This is a genomic window from Streptomyces sp. VTCC 41912 (genome assembly GCF_045799175.1).
In the GTDB taxonomy this organism is placed as follows: domain Bacteria; phylum Actinomycetota; class Actinomycetes; order Streptomycetales; family Streptomycetaceae; genus Streptomyces; species Streptomyces albulus_C.
On the sequence record NZ_JBJMAB010000021.1, the window covers coordinates 61,018 to 78,596 of the forward strand.

At 73.1% G+C, this 17,579-nt stretch carries 15 protein-coding genes; 9 read left to right on the plus strand and 6 right to left on the minus strand.

What is annotated here, in order from left to right; all coding sequences use genetic code 11:
* Nucleotides 1-35: 35 nt before the first annotated feature.
* On the minus strand, nucleotides 36-1,334 hold the full coding sequence (locus ACJ6WD_RS25905) for a glycosyltransferase 87 family protein (RefSeq protein ID WP_233658591.1): 1,299 nt from the start codon (nucleotides 1,332-1,334) through the stop codon (nucleotides 36-38).
* 317 nt (nucleotides 1,335-1,651) lie between these two features.
* On the minus strand, nucleotides 1,652-1,861 hold the full coding sequence (locus ACJ6WD_RS25910) for a hypothetical protein (RefSeq protein ID WP_038521042.1): 210 nt from the start codon (nucleotides 1,859-1,861) through the stop codon (nucleotides 1,652-1,654).
* 378 nt (nucleotides 1,862-2,239) lie between these two features.
* Between ACJ6WD_RS25910 and ACJ6WD_RS25915 the strand changes: the two genes are divergently transcribed.
* A complete protein-coding gene (locus ACJ6WD_RS25915; RefSeq protein ID WP_407616595.1) occupies nucleotides 2,240-4,336 on the plus strand; it encodes a HelD family protein in 2,097 nt (698 codons plus the stop codon).
* Between the two features lie 113 nt (nucleotides 4,337-4,449).
* Here the strand turns inward: ACJ6WD_RS25915 and ACJ6WD_RS25920 are convergent, their stop codons facing one another.
* Together ACJ6WD_RS25920 and ACJ6WD_RS25925 are read right to left on the minus strand one after the other, a co-directional pair.
* A complete protein-coding gene (locus tag ACJ6WD_RS25920; protein ID WP_407616596.1) occupies nucleotides 4,450-6,726 on the minus strand; it encodes an FG-GAP repeat domain-containing protein in 2,277 nt (758 codons plus the stop codon).
* 236 nt (nucleotides 6,727-6,962) lie between these two features.
* The gene (locus ACJ6WD_RS25925; protein ID WP_407616597.1) at nucleotides 6,963-7,685 is read right to left on the minus strand and encodes a copper homeostasis protein CutC; all 723 of its coding nucleotides are present in this window, start codon (nucleotides 7,683-7,685) and stop codon (nucleotides 6,963-6,965) included.
* A 329-nt stretch (nucleotides 7,686-8,014) separates the two neighbouring features.
* Between ACJ6WD_RS25925 and ACJ6WD_RS25930 the strand changes: the two genes are divergently transcribed.
* The 5 genes from ACJ6WD_RS25930 (at nucleotide 8,015) to ACJ6WD_RS25950 (ending at nucleotide 12,321) form a co-directional block, all read left to right on the plus strand.
* Entirely contained in the window at nucleotides 8,015-8,494 is a 480-nt protein-coding gene (locus tag ACJ6WD_RS25930; protein ID WP_331249875.1) for a hypothetical protein, read from the plus strand.
* On the plus strand, nucleotides 8,491-9,234 hold the full coding sequence (locus ACJ6WD_RS25935) for a hypothetical protein (protein ID WP_407616598.1): 744 nt from the start codon (nucleotides 8,491-8,493) through the stop codon (nucleotides 9,232-9,234). Before ACJ6WD_RS25930 ends, ACJ6WD_RS25935 begins: the two co-directional genes overlap by 4 nt.
* A 25-nt stretch (nucleotides 9,235-9,259) precedes the next feature.
* On the plus strand, nucleotides 9,260-10,126 hold the full coding sequence (locus ACJ6WD_RS25940; protein WP_233658598.1) for a transporter substrate-binding domain-containing protein: 867 nt from the start codon (nucleotides 9,260-9,262) through the stop codon (nucleotides 10,124-10,126).
* A 19-nt stretch (nucleotides 10,127-10,145) separates the two neighbouring features.
* Nucleotides 10,146-10,856: a hypothetical protein gene (locus tag ACJ6WD_RS25945; RefSeq protein WP_376444566.1), complete on the plus strand. Its 711-nt coding sequence runs from the start codon at nucleotides 10,146-10,148 to the stop codon at nucleotides 10,854-10,856.
* A 178-nt stretch (nucleotides 10,857-11,034) separates the two neighbouring features.
* Nucleotides 11,035-12,321 (plus strand): Cmx/CmrA family chloramphenicol efflux MFS transporter, encoded by a 1,287-nt coding sequence (locus tag ACJ6WD_RS25950; RefSeq protein WP_233658600.1) that lies wholly within the window; start codon nucleotides 11,035-11,037, stop codon nucleotides 12,319-12,321.
* A gap of 234 nt (nucleotides 12,322-12,555) precedes the next feature.
* On the opposite strand, the gene ACJ6WD_RS25955 is transcribed toward ACJ6WD_RS25950, so the two are convergent.
* Both ACJ6WD_RS25955 and ACJ6WD_RS25960 read right to left on the minus strand, forming a co-directional pair.
* Nucleotides 12,556-12,837 (minus strand): DUF4031 domain-containing protein, encoded by a 282-nt coding sequence (locus tag ACJ6WD_RS25955; RefSeq protein ID WP_233658601.1) that lies wholly within the window; start codon nucleotides 12,835-12,837, stop codon nucleotides 12,556-12,558.
* A gap of 1 nt (nucleotide 12,838) precedes the next feature.
* Entirely contained in the window at nucleotides 12,839-13,201 is a 363-nt protein-coding gene (locus ACJ6WD_RS25960) for a hypothetical protein (RefSeq protein WP_037637098.1), read from the minus strand.
* Nucleotides 13,202-13,331: 130 nt separating this feature from the next.
* Between ACJ6WD_RS25960 and ACJ6WD_RS25965 the strand changes: the two genes are divergently transcribed.
* The 3 genes from ACJ6WD_RS25965 (at nucleotide 13,332) to ACJ6WD_RS25975 (ending at nucleotide 17,342) form a co-directional block, all read left to right on the plus strand.
* Nucleotides 13,332-14,252, plus strand: coding sequence for a MurR/RpiR family transcriptional regulator (locus ACJ6WD_RS25965; protein ID WP_078487528.1), 921 nt, complete (start codon nucleotides 13,332-13,334; stop codon nucleotides 14,250-14,252).
* Between the two features lie 358 nt (nucleotides 14,253-14,610).
* Entirely contained in the window at nucleotides 14,611-15,564 is a 954-nt protein-coding gene (murQ, locus tag ACJ6WD_RS25970; protein ID WP_407616599.1) for an N-acetylmuramic acid 6-phosphate etherase, read from the plus strand.
* Nucleotides 15,565-15,599: 35 nt separating this feature from the next.
* On the plus strand, nucleotides 15,600-17,342 hold the full coding sequence (locus ACJ6WD_RS25975; protein ID WP_407616600.1) for a PTS transporter subunit EIIC: 1,743 nt from the start codon (nucleotides 15,600-15,602) through the stop codon (nucleotides 17,340-17,342).
* Nucleotides 17,343-17,579: the final 237 nt, after the last annotated feature.

Sequence of the window (17,579 nt, forward strand, 5' to 3'; positions counted from 1 at the left end):
AGGCCGTCGCCACGGCCGGGCTCCGGTGGCGGCCGTCAGCCCGTCGGGGCCTCGGTGGGCCGGCGGGCGTCGGTGCGCGGTGTGGGGACCCGGCGGGCGGCCAGCAGGCCGGGGGCGCCGGGACGGCCCGGGGGCCGCAGCGTCCACCAGGCCAGGGCGGCCAGCAGCGCCAGGCCCAGCATCGGGTAGGGGGAGGCCAGCGGCTGCTGCCACCAGGGGAAGTGCAGGGCCAGGGTGCCGCGGTGGTTGAGCGCCCACATCGAGCGGGCGGCGAAGACGAGGGTGATCGCGGCCACCAGCGCCCAGCGCCGGCGGTCCCGCCGGGCGTGCGCGATCAGCGCGACGAGCAGGGGCACACACCAGACCCAGTGGTGCGACCAGCTGATCGGCGACACCAGCAGCGCGGTGACGGCCGTGGCCAGGACGCCCCAGAGGTCGAGGCCGCGGTTGCGGTGGCAGCGGCGGGCGATCCAGAGCCCCGCCGCGCCGGTGACCACGGCCGCGGCCAGCCACCACAGGCCCGGTTCGGTGGTGCGCAGCAGGCGCGCGACGAGCCCTTGGAGTGACTGGTTGTCGACGATCCACACCTTGCCGACCCGCTGGGTCTCGAACATCCGCCGGGTCCAGAAGTCCACGCTCGCGCCCGGCAGCACCAGCGCGCCGAGCAGCACCGACACCACGAATCCGGCGAGGGCGGTGAAGGCGGCCTTCACCCGCCCGGTGATCAGCAGGTAGACCGCGAAGATCGCCGGGGTCAGCTTGATGCCCGCGGCGAGGCCGATGGCGAAGCCCTTGAAGCGGGCACCGTCCGGACGCGAGAGGTCCCACAGGACCAGGCAGGTCAGGGCGAGGTTGACCTGCCCGAAGACCAGGGTCTGGAAGACCGGTTCGAGCCAGAGGCCGAGGGCGGTGGTGCCGAGGAGCAGCGGCGCGGAGTAGGCGTACCGGCGCAGACCGGCGGCCTTGCAGGAGAGGTGGATCAGCAACGCCAGGAGGGCGGCGTTGGCCATGACGCAGGTGATCTTGAGGGTGGTGAGCGAGATCCAGGTGGTGGGGATGAACAGCAGGGCGGCGAACGGCGGGTACGTCGCCGGCAGCGCCCACTTGGTGACCGTGAAGCCGTAGAGGTCACCGCCGGTCGCGGCGGCCTGGCCCTCGGCGCGGTAGACCTCTATGTCGGACATCGGCAGCTGCACGGCCAGGGAGAGCGCGTACAGCCCGGCGCAGGACAGGACGAGCAGCGCCGCGCCTATCGCCAGTCGGCCCGGGCTGGCGATGCTCTGCGCCCAGGTGCGTCTCCACGTCCACGTCCCCGTCCCGTCGGCGGCAGACACCCGTTGACCCCTCCTCGTCGCCCTGAGCGCGCTCCTTGCGGCGACGCTAGTGGATCGAGACCGACCGTCCGTAACGCTTTCCGGTCAACCGGATGTCCATGCGGAAACGACTCTCACACGCACGAAAGGTGCGCGATCCGGCCGAACCACGCACCAGCGCCGACGAGCGCCGCGCCTGCGGTGCTGCGGAACGACGCTGCGCGGACCTGCTCGGACCCACTCAGAGTTGGTTGTACTCGTACAGAGTTGCCGGAACCGGGGACCGTGCTCGGGCGCGGTCCGGCAGTGCCCGGTGCGCGCTCGCCGCGCGCCCGGCCTCAGCCCTCGGCGTACTCGCCCATCACGACCACGCTGAACGCGGCCGCGGCGAAGACCTTCACCGCGCGGACGGCGTTGCCCAGCAGGTGGCGGTGGTCGTCGGTGGGTGGTGAGCCGGTGGTCGGGTCGGTGCCGAGGGCCGTGGCGCCGTTGGCCGAGCGGCGGGGGAGGGCGTGGACGGAGGCGGTGTGGATCGTTGCGCTGCTCATGCCTCCATCATCGTTTTCACGCGAATGGCGCACATCGCCCCACAGTTCCATCTCTGCGCGCCGCGGCATCGGCCTGTGGGCCCATGCCGACCCCTACGGGAGACCTACGGTTCTCGCGGGGCCGTCCCTCCAAAGGACGGCGTCGCCGCCGGGCCGGACGGGTACCGGGCGATGCCGTGCCGGCCCCGCGCGCCGCCGGCGCCGGAAATTCCGTTGGCGTCCCTGATACGTGCTGACTACAATCGCGCGGTTGCCTGCCTCCCGTCAGGGGAGCGCCGCCGACCGGTCGGAAACCGGCCGGCCCTTCGCATCATGCCGTCGCACGCCGTCGCGCCGTCGCGCCGCAGACCGAGGATTGACCGTCACCGGAGGCAAGCCGTGCCCTCGCACGCCCACCCGACACCCGACCAGCACACCGCACCGCCGGCGCCGCCCGCCGACCCGCTCCAACGGGAGCGCGCGCACCTCGCCGCGTCCCGTTCCGCCCTCCGCGCCATGCGCGAGGACGCCGAGAACCTCAACATCGCGGACGTCACCGCGAACTGGGTCAACGCCGAGGTCCTCCAGGGCGAGATCGACGCCCGCATCAAGGCCCTCGCCGACCTCGCCCACACGCCGCTCTTCTTCGGCCGCCTCGACTACCTCCACGCCCCCGGAATGGACCTCGCCGAGGGCGCCACCGGCGAGAACTTCTACGTCGGCCGCCGGCACGTCCACGACGCCGACGGCGACCCCATGGTCATCGACTGGCGCGCGCCGGTCTCCCAGCCGTTCTACCGGGCCTCCAAGAAGGACCCGCTGGACCTGAAGCTGCGCCGCCGCTTCGGCTACACCGCCGGCGAGCTGACCGCCTACGAGGACGAGCACCTCACCGACCCGGCCGAGGCCGAGACCACCAGCGCCCTGCTCCAGGCGGAGATCGAGCGCCCGCGCGTCGGCCCGATGCGGGACATCGTCGCCACCATCCAGCCCGAACAGGACGAGATCGTCCGGGCCGGCATCGGCGGCACGGTCTGCGTCCAGGGGGCGCCCGGTACGGGCAAGACGGCGGTGGGCCTGCACCGGGTCGCGTACCTGCTGTACGCCCACCGGGAGCGGCTGGCCCGTTCCGGCACCCTGGTCATCGGTCCGAACCGCTCCTTCCTCCAGTACATCGAGCAGGTGCTGCCCGCCCTGGGGGAGTTGGAGGTCAAGCAGGCCACGATCGACGACCTGGTCGGCCACGTGGAGGTGCGCGGCGCGGACGACGCGGCCGCGGCCATGGTCAAGGGCGATGCGCGGATGGCGGAGGTGCTGCGGCGGGCGGTGCGCTCGCACGTGACGATGCCGCAGGAGCCCTGCGTGGTGGTCCGCGGCTCCCGTCGCTGGCGCATCCCGGCGTACGAGCTCGAAGAGATCGTGCGGGAGTTGCAGGACCGCGACATCCGCTACGGCGCGGCCCGGGAGGCGCTGCCGCAGCGGATCGCGCACGCCGTGCTGGTGCGGATGGAGCAGGCGGGCGAGGCGCCCGACGACCGGGTGCAGGACGCGGTGGCCCGCAACGCGGCGGTGAAGGCCGCGGTCAAGGCGATCTGGCCGCCGGTCGACCCGGCGAAGCTGGTGCTGCGGCTGCTGGGCGACGCCGAGTTCCTCGCGGCGCACGCGGACGGGCTGCTCAGCGAGGAGGAACAGAAGACGATCCTGTGGGCGAAGCCGCCGCGCGGCGCGAAGAGCGCCGCATGGTCGTCGGCGGACGCGGTGCTGATCGACGAGGCGATGGACCTGGTGGCGCGGACGCACTCGCTCGGCCACGTGGTGCTGGACGAGGCGCAGGACCTCTCGCCCATGCAGTACCGGGCGGTGGGCCGGCGCTGCACCACCGGGTCGGCGACGGTGCTGGGCGACATCGCCCAGGGCACCACCCCGTGGGCGACCGACACCTGGCAGCAGGCGCTGGCCCATCTGGGCAAGCCCGGTTCGGTCGTCGAGGAACTGACCCAGGGCTTCCGCGTGCCGCGGGAGGTCATCGCCTACGCGTCCCGTCTGCTGCCGGCGATCGCGCCCGACCTGAAGGAGGCCACCTCCATCCGTGAGTCGGCGGGTGACTTCGAGGTCCGTGCGGTGGAGCCCGCGGACCTGGACGCGACCGTGCTGGCGGCCTGCCACGACGCGCTCGCCAAGGAGGGGTCGATCGGCCTGATCGCCGCGGACGCCCGTATTCCGGTGCTGCGCGCGGCCCTTGAGGAGGCCGGCATCAGCGCTCTGTCCCCGGGTGCGGAGACCTCGGCCGACGCCCGCCTGACGCTGGTGCCGGCGACCCTGGCCAAGGGTCTGGAGTACGACTACGTGGTGCTGGACGAGCCGGCGGCGGTGGTGGACGGCGAACCGGACGAGCGCACCGGCCTGCGCCGCCTGTACGTGTGCCTGACCCGGCCGGTCTCCGGCCTGACGATCGTCCACGCGGCGGGGCTGCCGGAGCAGCTCGGGGCCGCCTGACGGTGCGCGGGCGGGGTGCGCCCGGGCCGGCCGGCGACCCGGGCGGCCTGCGCCGCCCCGCCCGCCTCCGCCGACCCCGCCCGCGCCCGGCCCGCACGCCCCAACTCCCTTGCTCAGGACAGCGTCTGGCCCGAGTAGACCGAGAACTCCGTCTTCTCCCGCGGGGCGAACGGCGCCTTCCAGCTGCCGGTGCCGTGGTAGACGTACGAGGCGCCGTCCGGCGACGTGACCAGGAGGTCGGCCTTGCCGTCGGTGTTCGCGTCGCCGATGCCGATCATCTGGGAGTACGCGCCCCAGCCGGCGCCGATCTTCACCGGGCGGTCGAAGGTGCCGTCCCCCTTGCCCAGGTACGACCAGAGCGCCCCGTCCTTGTCGCGCGCGACCACGTCGCCCGCGGGCCCTCCGGCCACGTCGCCGACCGAAGTGATCCGGTCGTAGGCGTTCCAGCCGGCGCCGATCCGCACCCGGGGGGCGAACGGCGCCTGCCAACTGCCCGTGCCCTTGTAGAGCCAGAGCACCCCGGCGGAATCACGGGCCAGCAGGTCGCCACGGCCGTCGCCGGTGACGTCGCCGCCGCCGGTGAGCTGGGTGTAGTCGCCCCAACCGGCGCCGATCCGCACCCGGCGGTCGAAGGTGCCGTCCCCCTTGCCCAGGTACAGCCACAGCACCCCGTCCTTGTCCCGCGCGACCACGTCGCCGTGGGCCGCGCCGGCGACGTTGCCGACGGCCGTGACCTGGTTGTAGACGCCCCAGCCCGGGCCGATCTTCTCCGCGTCGCGGGTCTTCAGCCGCCCGTTCCCCGGGTCGCGGTAGGTGTCGGTGCGCGTCAGGTCGCCCCCGTCCCTGATGAGCAGGTCCGGCGAGCCGTTGTCGGTGTAGTCGTGCGGCGCGGGCTTGCGCGCGACCTGGAAGGTGCCGCTCGCGGCGAGGTCCGGGCCGACGCCGTTGGTGGGCTTGGCGGCCAGCCTCCAGGTGTAGTCGCCGTTGGGGGCGGCGCGGTCGGGGCCGTAGGAGGGGCCGAGCAGGCCGTCCCAGTCCAGTTCGATCCAGGTGGGCTTCCCGGACGTCGACACCTCGGTGTCGATCGGGATCTCGACCTCGCGCTCGACACCGGAGGCGGTGTGGCGCAGGGTGACGGCCACCTCCTGGACGTTGGGGCGGGAGAGCCGCCAGCGCGCCTTCCAGCGGCCCTTGTCCAACTCGGTGACGGCCGGGATCTCGGAGTCGAGCACGGTGACCTTGGTGGGTTCGCCGGTGCTGGCGATCAGCTTGGCGACCGGCTCGGCGAAGGCCCCGATGGAGATCCGGTAGAGACCTTCGCCGTGCTCGGTCGTGCCGCCCATGACCAGCAGGTCGCCGTCGGGTGTGGGGGTGACGGAGGTGGCGTGGTCCATGACCGGGTGGGCGACGTACCCGTCGGCCGGCATCGCGTAGAGCCCCTGGGGAAAGCCGGCCCAGCCCTCGTTGACCGTGCGCTTGGTGCCGTACAGCACCCAGTTGCCGACCAGACCCACCATCGGGTCGTACATGCGGCCGGGCGAGTGGGTCGTCCGCTGCTGGTTGTCGCCGCGCTTCTCCACTTCCAGCTTCATGTCGTCGCGGTTGTTGTTCTCGTGCCCCATGACGGCCACATGGGTGCCGGACAGTGCGACGCGCGAGAAGTCGGCGCCCAGGGTGTGGTGCGTGACCTTGGCCGAGGCCAGGTCGACCACGACGTACTCGCTGAACAGTGAGCCGATGACGTCGTCGGGCTCGTACCGCAACACGACGGCGCCCGGTTCGCCCGCCACCGCCTTGATGTCCCGGGCCGCGAAGCGCAGGCCGGTGACGGCCCGGTCGGTCACCTTTCCGTCCACGTTCTCCAGGATGTGGGCTTCGCGGGTCTTTCCGGTGTCCTTCAGCGCGATCACCGACGTGCCGACGGCGCCCGCGTACGTGTAGCCGTACGGCGTGAGGTCGATGACGGTGGACGTCCCCGTGGCCATGTCGCGCAGCGTGATCTTCTGGGAGCTGGGCAGGTACGGCGCGTCGCCCAGCGCCACGACGTCGGACGCGGCGCCGTGCATCACGGAGTCCCTGAACAAGCCGTCGTCGGTGGCGAGTTCGCTCGTCCCGCCGTCCGCGTAGCGCGTCCACGACATGGTCTTGTCGGTCGCGACGGAGAGGAATCCGGTGCGTCCCGCGCTCACGATCTCGGAGCCGGGAGCGATCTTCAGCTTCTGCGCGGGGGCGGCGGTGGCCCCGGCGGCGGCCGGGGTGGCGGCGGCGGGCGCGACGAGCGGGCCGGCGGTGACCGCGAGGGCCAGTGCGACGGCTCCGGTCAGCAGTCGTCGCGAACGGGCGGAGCGGCCCGGCGTCCGCGGCGGCCGGGATATGACGGAACGGGTCATCTGCCCTCCAGGCAATGGTTCGTGCAGGCCGGAGGGTGCCGAGAGGAAGCGAATCCCCCCAAGCCGATGGAATTCACTCCCTCTTGCCCATTCACGCAAATCCTAACAAGGGCAGGTCTGACCGGTTTCGACCGGTTGGGCGAGGGCCGAGCGGCCGGCCACCGGACGGGCCGCCAGGCCGCCCGACCTGGCGACGCCCGGTAACAGCCCGGCACCACCCCTCGCTTGACGCCCCCTCAGACCCGCGACACCACCGGCGCGTCCAGAGCGGCCCGCCATTCCCGCACGGCCGTCGCGTCGACCGGTGCGGCCCATCCGCCGGGCCGGGCGGCGCCGCCGATGTGGAACGCGTCGAGCCCGGCCGCCCGCAGCTCCGCCAGGTGGTCCAGGCGGAGCCCGCCGCCCACCAGGATCCGCGGCGCGTAGCCGGGCTCGCGCGCCGCCCTGTGCGCCTGTTCGGCGACGAGCGTCCCCAGCCCCGCGTCCACGCCCTCAGCGGCGCCGGCGGTCAGGTACGTGTCGAGGCCGCCCGTGCCGGCGAGGTCCGCCAGGTCCCTGCGGAGCGCGGCCCGGTCGGCGGCCCGGTCGAGGGCCCGGTGGAACGTCCACCGGCAGCCGCCGATCACCTCGACCAGCGCCCGCACGGCCGCCAGGTCCGACCGGCCCGCCGGCGTCAGGAACCCCAGGACGAACTCGTCGGCGCCCTCCGCCCGCAGCGCCGCGGCCGTGGCGCACAGCGCGTCCACGTCGCCCGCCGCGAAGCCGTCGGCGGCGCGCAGCATCACCCGCAGCGGGATGTCGACGGCCGCCCGGATCGCGGCGAACGTGGCGCGCGGCGGCGTCAGCCCGTCCGCGGCCATGTCCGCGACGAGTTCCAGGCGGTCGGCACCGCCGGCCTGCGCGGCCACCGCGTCCTCGGGACCGAGCGCGATCACCTCCAGGAGCGCGCGCTGATTCATACGACCCAACCTTCCGATGGCGAACGACGTGGCCAGAGCGTGCGGGGCGGGCGGCCGGGGCGACGCCGCACGCGCGTGCCGCGGCCCGTCACCCCGCCCCCACTCCCACACAGGTCTAGTCCAATACCCAGCCTAAGCGCTCGCCGACCACGGCGCCGTCATCCGGTCCGCGACGCGGCCGAAATCCACCCGTGGCCCCTGCCGTACCGCCACCCCGAAACCACCCGATGACGCGAGTGTGGATCAGCCCTCACATGGGTAACACGCCTTTCTCATAAGGGCGTTGCGCCAGCACCTCGCTCGCCCCGGCCACGAGCACGGAGAACCGAATGTCCGACCTTGCCACCGTATCCGCAGAAATAGCCCCCTATCTCGCCTTAGCGGCCAACAGCCTGGGCACCTCCGTCCTCACCGCCGCCCAGGACCGACTCGCCGACCGCACCGTGACCGCCGGCGAGGGCTTCTTCCGCCGCCTGCTGCACCGCCGCGACGACTCCCTGGGCGACGGGGCCGCCGACCGCCCGCACCTCGACACCGACCGCGCCGACGCCCTCGACCGACTGCTGGCCACCCTCGACGACCACGACCGCCGGCTGCTCGCCGACGCCCTCACCGCCTGGCTCCGCTCCCCCGCCGGCGACCGCGACGCCGCCGGCTTCCGGCACCACGTCGACCGGCTCACCGCGCCCACCGGCGCGCGGATCGTCCACAACACCCCCACCGCGACCGGTCAGGGCTCCATCGCCGCCGGCGAGATCCACGGCAACATCACCATGGGAGGCAGCCCCCAGTCCCGGGACGACGCATGACGCCCCCGAGACCCTCCCCTCCGGACCCGGGGCACCTCCACAACGAGGCCACCGCACACGGCAACCACGCCATCGCCGCCGGCAACATCCGCAACGTCTTCATCCGCTGGGCCCTGCAACACCCCAGCGCCCGCTGGCTGCCCCTGCTCCTGGCCTGCGCCGCCCTGATCATCGCCGGCACGACCTGGCCCGACGGCCCGGCCTCCCAGTACGCCCTGTGGGGCACCCTGATCACCGTCTCCCTCGCCACCGCGACCGGCCGCGTCCTCGTCCAGCGCCCCGCCGACGCCCGCATCGTCGCCGCGCTGTCCCTCGTCTCCGTCCTGACCACCGTCGGCGGCTACCTGGCCTTCCGCAACGTCGTCACCCACGGCGAGGTCGACGTGACGGGGAAGGTCACCACCCGCGGCGGGCAGCCGCTCGACGCCACCACCCACCGCAGCATCACCCTCAGCCTGGACGCCCCCGCCCTCCGGGAGAGCCGCAACGCCCTCCGCCTCACCCTGGCCGTCGACGACCACGACCAGGCCGGCCCGACCTGCGTCCCGGACTCCTACGTCACCGCCTCACTGCTCACCTCCGGCGTTCCCACCCAGGCACAGCGCGTCAACCCGGGCGGCACTGCCGACTTCTCCCTGGGCGCGCAGGCCAGCACCGTGCGGATCGACGTCACGCTGACCACGGGCCGCGGCTGCCGGATGGCCGTGCGACCCACGCGGGCCACGCTGTACGACCAGTGAGCCACCGCACACGAAACGGGGACCCATGACCGCTCGCGCCACCTCACTCGCGGCCCTGCTCACGCTCGCCGGGCTCGCCGCCACCGCCACCGCCTGCGGCACCGCCGAACCGCCGTCCCTGCTCGCCTCCGGGAAGGTCCTGGTGGGCGTGAAGAGCGACCAGCCCGGCACCGGCTACACCCTCGACGGCTACAACCCCTCCGGCTTCGACATCACCCTCGCCCGCCACGTGCTCGCCTCCCTCCACGTGGAACCGGACTTCGGAGCCGTCCCCTCCGAGGACCGGATGACCGTCCTCACCGAGAAGAAGAAGGACCTCATCGTCGCGACCTTCTCCATCACCCCGGACCGCATGGCGAAACTCGACTTCGCGGGCCCCTACGCCAACACCTTCCAAGGCGTCCTGGTCCGCAAGGCCGACCACCGCATCGCCAAGCCCTCCGACGTCATCGGCAAGCGCGTCTGCACCTGGCCCGGCACCACCTCGTACAACTCCTTCAACGGCCCGGAGGGCAAAGGCATCCGCGTCTACCAGTCGCAGACCGCCCAGGGCTGCATCGCGGACCTGAGACGGAACGACGCCGACGCCGTCTCCACCGACCAGATGATCCTCTACGGCTTCGCCAAGAAGTACCCCGACCTGAAGGTCGTCCCCAACATCACCTACGGCCCCGTCAACCAGTACGGCATCGCCATGGCCAAGGGCCACCGCGCCGACTGCCTGAAGATCCGCGACGCGCTGAAGGAGTACGTCACCAGCAGCGACTGGAGCCAGGACTTCGCCAACTCCCTCCCGGCCATCCCCGCCACGGACCCCGACTGGGAGGGCAACTACAAGCCCCGCCCCACGAACATCGACGCCCTCTCCTGCCGCGACAAGCCCAGCTTCTGAAGCGGGCACAATGACCGCCATGACCGACCCCCGCCCCGACCTGGCCGCCCGCTGGGCCGCCACCGTGGCCCAGGCCCGCGGCCCCCACACACCCCACCCCGCACCCGCGAAAGCCCCCGACCCCGCCCCGTACGCGGCCAACCTGCTGCGCCGCTGGGCCGAACCGCAGCGCCGCTACCACACCACCGACCACCTCACCGCGGTCCTCGACCGGATCGACGAACTCGCCCCGCACGCCGACGACGTGCCCGCCGTCCAGTTGGCAGCCTGGTTCCACGACGCCGTGTACCGGCCGGACCGCTCCGAGAACGAGGAACGCAGCGCCGCCCTCGCCGAGCGCGCCCTGCCCGAACTCGGCATCGACCCGGCCCGCACCTCCGAGGTCGCCCGGCTCGTCCGCCTGACCGTCACCCACGACCCGGCCCCCGACGACCGCAACGGCGCCGTCCTGTGCGACGCCGACCTGGCCGTCCTGGCCGGCTCCCCCGACGCCTACGCCGCCTACGCCGCCGCGGTCCGCGCCGAGTACGCCTTCGTCCCCGACCCGGACTTCCGAACCGGCCGCGCCACCGTCCTGCGCCAACTCCTCGCCCTCCCCCACCTGTTCAGGACCCCCCACGGCCACGACCGCTGGGAGCGCCCGGCCCGCCACAACCTGTCGACCGAACTGGCCCTCCTGGAGAGCGGCGCCGGCAACGCCGACGGCGCGCACCACGACACCAGCGACTGACCCCGACCGGGCACCGGCGGCCGCACCACCGACCCACCCGCCCCACCCGCCGCGCCCGGCCCGAGCCCGCGACGACCGGGCGCCCCGCCCCGGACGGCACCGCCGACGCCGCTCCCACGTGGCGAACACCACCCTCCGCACGGGAATGCCGCCCCCCGCTCCCCCGTTGTCACCTGTCATGCCAGCACCAGCCGCCTCCCCTGCCCGTGCCCGCCTCCCACTCGCCGTCTACGTCCTCGGCCTGTCCGTATTCGCCCTGGGCACCAGCGAGTTCATGCTGTCCGGCATCCTCCAGCCGCTCGCCCGCGACCTCGGGGTGTCCATCCCGCAGGCCGGACTGCTGGTCTCCGCCTTCGCCATCGGCATGGTGGTCGGCGCTCCCGTACTGGCCGCCGCAACGCTCCGCCTCCCCCGCCGCACCACCCTCATCGCGCTGCTCGCGATCTTCGGCCTCGGCCAGGCCGCGGGCGCCCTGGCCCCCTCCTACTCCGTCCTCTTCGCCTCCCGCGTCATCAGCGCACTGGCCTGCGCCGGCTTCTGGGCGGTGGGCGCGGCCGTGGCCGTCTCCCTCGTCCCGGTCAACGCCCGAGCCCGCGCCATGGCCGTCATGGTCGGCGGGCTGAGCATCGCCAACATCGCCGGCGTGCCGGCCGGTGCGCTGCTCGGCCAGCACGCCGGCTGGCGCTCCGCCTTCTGGGCCGTGGCGGGGCTCTCCGTGGTCGGCCTCGTCGGCGTCGTCGCCCTCGTACCGCGCACGAAGGTGCCGACCGGCGACGACCGCCCCCAGCTCCGCCGCGAGCTGACCATCTACAAGGACAAGCAGGTCTGGCTGGCACTGATCGCCACCGCCATGAACGGCGCCGCGGTCTTCGCCCTCTTCTCGTACCTCTCGCCGCTGCTGACCGACACCGCCGGACTCGCCGAGAGCTGGGTCCCGACGGTGCTGGCGCTGTTCGGCGTCGGTGCGCTGATCGGTACGTTCATCGGCGGCCGGATAGCCGACGCCCACCTCTTCGGCACCCTCTTCGGCGGCATCGCCGCCTCCACCGCCGTCCTCACCCTCCTGGCGCTGACCGCGCACAGCCCGGTCGCCGCCGTGGCCCTCTCCCTCATGCTCGGCGTCACGGCCTTCACCACCGCCCCGGCCCTCAACGCCCGGATGTTCAACGTGGCGAACGCGGCACCGACCCTCGCCGGCGCCACCACCACCGCCGCCTTCAACATCGGCAACACCCTCGGCCCCTGGCTGGGCGGCCTGGCCATCAGCGCCGGCTGGGGCTACCCGTCCGTCGCCTGGACCGGCGCGGCCCTCGCCGCCGTCGCCGTCCTCACCACCGCCCTCGCCTTCCGCCTCCACCGCGCCTCGGCCCACTCCCGCGTGGTCGCCTCCTCGGCCCCCGCGGCCGACTCCCCGGCCGACACGGCATCCGCCCTCCACTCCCCGCAATCCGCGGACCGTCACTGACCGCCGCCCCCTCGCCCCGACCGGCGCACCCGGACCCGTTCCGGCCCTGCACCCGGCCCGTTCCCCCGCGCCCCGCCTGGGGGGGGCGGGGGTCGGCTCGCGCCGGCCGCCGCCTCCCCCAGGGCCGCACCCCGTAGCCGGACGCCACCCGTCAACGGACTCCGACACTGGCACTGGCAAGGGCACCCACGCCGGCACCGGCACCGGCACCCACACCGACCGCAGGGTCCGCCCTCAAGGCGTGGGTCGCTCACCCCTACGGTGCTTCGGCCGCCGCAGCCCCGCCTCCGTGAGCCGACGCACCAGCTCCTTGGAACCGATCTCCACCGCCCCGGCCCGCACGGCATCGTCATACCGCTCGGCCGGCCAGTCGTAGTGATCGCGCTCGAAGGCGCGGCTGGGCGCGCCCAACGCGGCCGCGAAGCGGTGCAGTTCCTCGAACGACCGGTCGCTGACCACGTGCGACCACATCCGACCATGCCCGGGCCAATGGGGCGGGTCTATGTAGATCGCCACCTCAGCCCTCCGCCGGCCCGCGCAACCGCCCGACCGGGGCGACGGCGACCGCCGTCTTCGGGCACACCCAGTGCGGATCCGGCCCCAACTCCGGCTCCACGTCGAGCGCGTGCGGATCTCCGGTCTCCGTGCACACCGGGCACAACGGCCAGCGGCCATACCGCTCCAGCAACGCGTCCTGCACGTCCTGCGCTATCAGCCCCGCGACGAACGCGGCGCCGTCAGGCCACTGCTCCACCCACCATCGACGGTGCGTGACCGCGTCCTCGACCAGCGAGACGATCTCGGCGTCCGCTACGTCGTCCGCCATCAGGTCGGCGAGCACCAGTGCCCGCGCGGCGTGCAATGCCTGTTCCAGCTCCATGACCTCATTCTCGCGCGAAGCCGCCGACCGGCCGAAGTTATCCACAGGTAGCCGGGACGCCGTCCACGGCCCGTCCACAGGCTTCACGGAGGGTATTGACGCACCACCGCGCTGAAAATACCTTTCAGACATGAGTAGCGGAGTGAAGGAAACTTTCAGCCGGCCGGCCCCGGCACCACCGGCGCCCGCGGCCCTGGCCGCCAAGGTCCGCACGCTCGCGCCGACGATGACCCGCTCCATGCAGCGGGTTGCGGAGACCGTGGCGAGCGACCCGGCGGGCTGCGCCGCCCTCACCGTCACCGGCCTGGCCGAACGCACCGGCACCAGCGAAGCCACCGTCGTCCGCACCTCCCGCCTGCTCGGCTATCCGGGCTACCGCGACCTGCGCCTCGCCCTCGCCGCCCTCGCCGCACAGCAGGCCACCGGCAGCGCCCCGGCCGTCACCGCCGACATAGCGGTCGACGACTCGCTGGTCGACGTCGTCACCAAGCTCGCCCAGGAAGAGCAGCAGTGCCTCGCCGACACCGCCGCCGCACTGGACGTCACCCAGTTGGAAGCAGCCGTCGCCGCCCTCGCCGCCGCCCGCCGCATCGACGTCTACGGCATCGGCGCCTCCAACCTCGTCGCCCAGGACCTGGTGCAGAAACTGCTGCGCATCGGCCTGATCGCCCACGCCCACTCCGACCCGCACCTCGCCGTGACCAACGCCGTGCAGATGCGCGGCCGGGACGTCGCCATCGCGATCACCCATTCGGGTCGCACGACGGACGTCATAGAGCCACTGCGGGTCGCCTTCGACCACGGCGCGACGACGATCGCGATCACCGGCCGCCCGGACGGCGAGATCGCCGCCTACGCCGACCACATCCTGACGACCTCCACGGCCCGCGAGAGCGAGCTGCGCCCCGCGGCGATGTCCTCCCGCACCAGTCAACTCCTCGTCGTCGACTGCCTCTTCATAGGCGTCGCCCAGCGCACCTACGAAACCGCCGCCCCCGCCCTGTCCGCCTCCTACGAAGCCCTCGCCCACCGCCACAACCCCCGGCACTGACGGGCCACGGGCCGCGCCCCCTGGGCACACCGCACCCCACCTGGGTCCACCGCGCCAGGCCCGAACACCGACGGACACCGCACCCCTGCGTCCACCGCCAAGGGCAGCCACCACCGCACCGCCGCACCACGAAGCGGCACAGACGACCTCCGCGGCACCCGCACCCCACCCCGCCCCACGGCGACGCAACCGCACCCAGCACGACACCACCACCAGCACCTCGCCACCCCACCACTCACCGAGACCCCGGCCCACCGCCCCATCGGCCGACCGACGCTCAGCCGGAACCCGGCACCACGCGCCCCGACCGGCAGCGGCGACCACACGCCACCCCCCGCACCTCAAGGAGCCCCGCCCCATGCCACCCACCGACCCCAACTACACGGTGCTCCGGAGGCAGTTGGCCTCCCTGACCACCGAGGAACACCGCCCCGACCTCGCCGACATCGACCGCCGCCCCACCCTCGACGTCGCCCGCCTGATGAACGACGAGGACGCCACCGTCCCCGCCGCCGTCGCCGAACGCCTCCCCGAGATCGCCGCGGCCATCGACGCCGTCGCCGCCCGCATGGCCCGAGGCGGCCGCCTGGTCTACGCCGGCGCCGGCACGGCCGGCCGACTCGGCGTCCTGGACGCCAGCGAGTGCCCACCGACTTTCAACACCGACCCCTCCGAAGTGCTCGGCCTGATCGCGGGCGGCCCGTCCGCGATGGTCACCGCCGTCGAGGGCGCCGAGGACAGCAAGGAGTTGGCCGCGGCCGACCTGACCGCGCTCGCCGTCGCCGACCGGGACGTCGTCGTCGGCATCTCCGCCTCCGGCCGCACTCCGTACGCCGTCGGCGCGGTCGAGCACGCCCGCGCCATCGGCGCCCTGACCATCGGCCTGTCCTGCAACGCCGATTCCGCCCTCGCCGCGGCCGCCGAGCACGGCATCGAGATCATCGTCGGCCCCGAGCTGATCACCGGCTCCACCCGCCTCAAAGCGGGCACCGCCCAGAAGCTCGTCCTCAACATGATCTCGACGCTCACCATGATCCGCCTGGGCAAGACCTACGGGAACCTGATGGTCGACGTCCGGGCCTCCAACGACAAGCTGCGGGCCCGCTCGCGCCGCATCGTCGCGCTCGCCACCGGCGCCTCCGACCTGGAGATCGAGGCCGCCCTGACCGAGACCGGCGGCGAGGTGAAGCACGCCATCCTCGTCCTGCTCGGCGGCGTGGACGGGCACGAGGCCGCCCGCCTCCTCGCCGCCTCCAAAGGCCACCTCCGCGCCGCCCTCCAGTCCGCCACCGCCCACGCCAGCACGACCTGACCCACCGTCAGTCACTCGACAGCAAGGCGCCCCACATGACCGAAGACAAGAACCGCGCCACCGCCGCCGCGCTGCTCCCCCTCGTCGGCGGCGCCGACAACGTCACCTCCGTCGCCCACTGCATGACCCGGCTCCGCCTGGGCGTCCGCGACCGCACCCTCGTGCAGGACGACGCCCTCAAGGCACTCCCCGCCGTCCTGGGCGTGGTGAAGGACGACACGTACCAGATCGTCCTGGGCCCGGGCGTCGTCGCCCGGGTCACCCCGGAGTTCGAACGCCTACTGTCCGAGGCCGACGCCGCCCCCGAAACCACCCATCGAAGTAACTCTCCGCAGGAACAAATCACTCTCCGTAATCGTTGCCGTAAAAAGGAAGAAAGCGGCCCCCCAGCGGCGGCCCCCGCACCACCCACCCCCACCCCGACAGCCGCCCCCGCACCACCCAACTACACCAACAGCGCCACCAGTTCCCCTAGCGCCACCGACCTAGCCGCCCAAGGCTCCGCCCTCAAGGCCCGCCAAAAGGCCCGCAACGCCACCCCGGTGAAACTCTTCCTCCGCCGGATCGCCAACATCTTCGTCCCGCTCATCCCCGCCCTGATCGGCTGCGGCATCATCGCCGGCCTGAACGGCCTGCTCACCAACGCAGGTTGGCTGCCCGCCCTCGCCCCGGCCCTGACCGCCATCGCCTCCGGCTTCATGTCCCTGATCGCGGTCTTCGTCGGCTACAACACCGCGAAGGAGTTCGGCGGCACCCCGGTCCTGGGCGGCGCGGTAGCCGCGGTGATCGTCTTTCCGGGCGTCGCCAACGTCACCGCCTTCGGCCAGAAGCTCGCCCCCGGCCAAGGCGGCGTCCTGGGCGCCCTCGGCGCCGCCCTCCTCGCCGCCCAACTGGAGAAGCAACTCCGCAGGCGCGTCCCCGAGTCCCTGGACGTGCTCCTCACCCCCACCCTCACCGTCCTCCTCACCGGCCTGGTCACCGTCTTCGGCCTGATGTACGTCGCGGGTGAGGTCTCCACCGCCATCGGCACGGCCGCCGACTGGCTGCTCGCCCACGGCGGCGCCGTCGCCGGGTTCCTCCTCGGCGCTCTCTTCCTCCCCCTCGTCATGCTGGGCCTGCACCAGGCCCTCATCCCCATCCACACCACCCTGATCGAACAGCAGGGCTACACGACCCTCCTCCCGATCCTCGCCATGGCCGGCGCGGGCCAGGTCGGCGCCGCCATGGCCGTCTACGTCCGTCTCCGCCGCAACCACTCGATCCGCGCGACGATCCGTTCCGCCCTCCCCGCCGGCTTCCTCGGCGTCGGCGAGCCCCTGATCTACGGCGTCTCGCTCCCCCTCGGCCGACCGTTCATCACCGCCTGCCTCGGCGGCGCGTTCGGCGGTGGCTTCGTCGGCCTCTTCAACCAACTCGGCGACGCCGTCGGCTCCACCGCCATCGGCCCCTCCGGTTGGGCCCTCTTCCCCCTGGTCAAGGGCAACCAGTCGTTCGGCACGACGCTCGCCGTCTACACCCTCGGCCTACTCATCGGCTACGCGGTCGGCTTCGCCGCCACCTACTTCTTCGGCCTCAGCCGTCAGCAACGAACAGACCTCAACCGACAACACCCCGACCCCGCCGCACCCGACACCGCGGCCACCTCACCCGGAGCCGACGCCGACGCGCCCAAGACCGGAACCAAAAGGGCCCGACCCCAGGCCCAAACGGACACCGCCGCGGCCCGAGCACACACACACCCGACGGACACCACACCGGCCGACGCCACACCGGCCTGACGTCGGCCGTCGTCGGCCGACGACGGGCGACGACGGGCGACGACGGGCGACGGGCGCGCGCGCCAGGGGACAACTACCAAGGAAGCCCAACCCGGCGACCTCCGCCGCCCCATCCCCCATCGGGGACGTCTCCTCATCGGGGACGTCTACGCACCCCGCGCGTGAACGCCCCCGATGCGTCACCAATGGGTCCCCGATGCGTCCCTTGAGCCATCAGGGACGCATCGATGGCTCACG